Raw genomic sequence first — 3,131 nt, forward strand, 5'->3', positions numbered from 1 at the left:
CAATCTTAGCGCGATCGCTTGGACGATCGTTGTCGATGGAACGCTGATCGTGGAAACCGCGATCAAACTGCTTCTGATTTCTGCAGGGATGCTGGGTGTTGCCGGTGCAACTTGGTTAATCGCCGAAAAATGGAAACTCTGATCGGCGGCCAGATTAACTACATGCCGCATGGGCTCGGGACCATCTGGCAGGAAATGCCGGTCATCAGGATTCCGTCATTGCGCCGTCGCTCGGCATGGAGCGACGGGAAGTCTGTCGGAGGGATTTCAGTAGCGATGCGAGTCAACGATGCGGCAGTCAGTTCCGCGCTGGCGCCGGCATCCTGCAATCGCTTCCATCTCGGCTTCCCGAATAGAGCGCACTCGCGCTTTCCAAGCACATGCGCCGTTCCTGCCCAAAGCGAAGGCTTTCGGGCCTGCCTGAATATCATACCGAGCGTAATGGTCCTGACTGTGCATGGCGGTGAGAAAACCATCCAGAGAAGCGCCGGCGGTTATGCGGGTGCGGGCGGCGTAAAAGTCGTCCACTGGATAGGCTGATCCCTTTTGGGGTCGGCGAGGATGTTCGCTGTGGAGGTCTACGCGGCGGTTCGCGATTTCGTTTTCAATCAGAAGCAAAGTCGCCGGGAGGCGGCGCGGGTTTTCGGTCTGAGCCGAGACACGATCGCGAAGATGTGCCGGTTCTCGATCCCACCGGGCTATACGCGCACGAAGCCGGTCGAGAAGCCGAAGCTGGGTCCGTTGCTGCCGGTGATCGAGGCGATCCTGGATGGGGACCGGGCGTCACCGGCGAAGCAGCGTCATACGGCGAAGCGGATCTTCGAGCGGCTTCGGGACGAGCACGGTTTTGCCGGCGGCTACACGGTGGTGAAGGACCATGTCCGGCTTTGCCGGGCGCGTAGCCGGGAGACCTTCGTGCCGCTGGCGCATCCGCCCGGGCACGCCCAGGTGGACTTCGGCGAGGCGATCGCGGTGATCGGCGGGGTGCGGCAGAAGATCCACTTCTTTTGCCTGGACCTGCCGCAGTCGGATGCGTGCTTCGTGAAGGCGTATCCGCGCGAGACGACGGAAGCCTTCCTGGACGGGCATGTCTCGGCGTTCGGCTTCTTCGGCAGCGTGCCGCAGTCGGTGCTTTACGACAACACGCGCATCGCGGTGGCGAAGATCTGCGGCGACGGCCGTCGGGAGCGGACGCGGGCCTTCACGGAGCTGGTGAGCCACTATCTGTTCCGGGACCGGTTCGGGCGCCCGGGCAAGGGCAACGACAAGGGCAAGGTCGAGGGGCTGGTGAAGTATGCCCGCTCGAACTTCATGACGCCGATCCCGGTGGCGTCGAGCTTCGTCGAGCTGAACGCGATGCTGGCGGAGCGCTGCCGCCGACGACAGGATGAGCGGGCTGGCCGGCATGCCCAGACGATCGGCGAGCGGCTGGTCGCCGATCTCGGGGCCTTGCGCCCCTTGCCGACCGTGCCGCTGGAGCCGTGCGAGAAGCGTGGTGCGCGGGTCTCGTCGACGGCGCTGGTTCGATACCGGTCCAACGACTACTCGGTGCCGACGACCTATGGCTTCCAGGACGTCGTGGTGAAGGGCTTCGTCGAGGAGGTCGTCATCCTGTGCCGGGGCGAGGAGATCGCCCGGCATCCGCGCAGCTACGGGACCGGCGCCTTCGTCGCCGATCCGCTGCATTATCTGGCGCTGATCGAGGAGAAGCCGAACGCGCTCGACCAGGCGGCGGCGCTCCAGGGCTGGGACCTGCCCGAGGCCTTCCAGCACCTGCGCCATCTTCTGGAAGCGCGGATGGGCAATCGCGGCAAGCGCGAGTTCATCCAGGTGCTGCGGCTGCTGGAGGCCTTGCCGCGCGATATCGTCAGCTTTGCGGTCGGCGAGGCGATCCGGCTCGGTGCCATCGGCTTCGACGCGGTTAAGCTGATCGCGCTGGCGCGGCTGGAACGACGTCCGGCACGCCTCGACCTGGCGGCCTATCCTCACTTGCCGAAGACGGCGGTGAAGACGACCTCGGCGGCCGACTATGCCGTGCTCCTGCCGGGAGCGGCGGCATGACGAAAGAGACGCTGCCGCCGGGCACGACCTCAGGAACGCCGCAGGTTCTGCTGGCGCATCACCTCAAGCAACTGAAGCTGCCCACCGTTCTGCGCGAGTACGACAAGGTCGCGCGGGAATGCGCCCGCGACGGCGTCGATCATCCGCGCTACCTGCTGCGGCTGGTCGAGCTCGAACTGATCGACCGTGAGCGGCGCACGGTCGAGCGGCGGATCCGGGCGGCGCGGTTCCCGGCGGTGAAGAGCTTCGACACCTTCGACTTCACGGCGATCCCGAGCCTGAACAAGATGCTCGTGCTGGAGCTGGCACGCTGCGGCTACATCCTGCGCCGGGAGAACATCATCGCGCTCGGCAACAGCGGCACGGGCAAGACCCATGTCGCTCTCGCGCTCGGGCTGGCCGCTTGCCAGAAGGGCTTCTCTGTCGCCTTCGCGACGGCGGCTTCCCTGGTAAATCAGCTCCTCGAGGCCCGCGACGAGAAGCGCCTGCTCCGGCTCCAGCGCGAGTTGCAGGCGGTCAAGCTGCTGATCGTCGACGAGCTCGGCTATGTGCCGCTCTCGCCGACCGGCGCCGAGCTCTTGTTCGAGGTCTTCTCCCAGCGCTACGAGCGCGGCTCGACCATCGTCACCTCGAACTTGCCCTTCGAGGACTGGACGTCCGTCCTGGGATCGGAGCGTCTGACCGGCGCGCTGCTCGACCGGCTGACCCACCACGTCAGCATCCTGGCCATGAACGGCGACAGCTACCGCCTCAGGCAATCGGCTGGCCGCAGGCGCGCCACAGCTGCGGCGGAGCAAAACCAGGCCACCGCCGACGGTGTCGATCCCGACACCGGCGAGATCACCGCCTGATCAACCTCGGCAGCGCGATATGGCAAGGGCCCCGATCGGGGCCCTTGCCATATCCGCCAGCGCCTGACGCCAGTGGCCTGCTTTTACTCCGCCACACTGGCCTGGTTTTGCTCCGCCGTTGACACTTTTGAAGCTCAGGCTTCGCTTGGCCGAGGCGGGGACGCCGAGCGGAAATGCGACTGGATGGCGTTTGCGGTGGCCCAGAAAAAGGTCTGGGAA

General features: G+C 65.5%; 3 protein-coding genes. All 3 read left to right on the forward strand.

What is annotated here, in order from left to right; all coding sequences use genetic code 11:
• Positions 1-129 precede the first annotated feature (129 nt).
• Genes J0I79_RS34615 through istB form a run of 3 tightly spaced genes read left to right on the forward strand, consistent with a single transcriptional unit; the run spans position 130 to position 2,912 of the window.
• Positions 130-540 carry a hypothetical protein gene (locus tag J0I79_RS34615; protein ID WP_291642773.1) on the forward strand — a complete coding sequence of 137 codons (411 nt, stop codon included), beginning with the start codon at positions 130-132 and terminating at the stop codon, positions 538-540.
• Positions 541-561: 21 nt separating this feature from the next.
• Positions 562-2,061 carry an IS21 family transposase gene (gene istA / locus J0I79_RS34620; protein WP_292870553.1) on the forward strand — a complete coding sequence of 500 codons (1,500 nt, stop codon included), beginning with the start codon at positions 562-564 and terminating at the stop codon, positions 2,059-2,061.
• Complete coding sequence (gene istB, locus J0I79_RS34625) at positions 2,058-2,912, forward strand: IS21-like element helper ATPase IstB (RefSeq protein WP_292870556.1); 855 nt, start codon at positions 2,058-2,060, stop codon at positions 2,910-2,912. The genes istA and istB overlap by 4 nt, the downstream gene beginning before the upstream one ends.
• Positions 2,913-3,131 lie beyond the last annotated feature (219 nt).

The organism is Mesorhizobium sp., from assembly GCF_017306585.1.
Classification (GTDB): Bacteria; Pseudomonadota; Alphaproteobacteria; order Rhizobiales; family Rhizobiaceae; genus Mesorhizobium.

Excerpts from the sequence above, each read along its gene's own strand:
- istB (WP_292870556.1), top strand. The coding sequence starts at position 2,058 with ATGACGAAAGAGACGCTGCCGCCGGGCACGACCTCAGGAACGCCGCAG.
- istA (WP_292870553.1), top strand. The coding sequence starts at position 562 with ATGTTCGCTGTGGAGGTCTACGCGGCGGTTCGCGATTTCGTTTTCAAT.
- J0I79_RS34615 (WP_291642773.1), top strand. The coding sequence starts at position 130 with ATGGAAACTCTGATCGGCGGCCAGATTAACTACATGCCGCATGGGCTC.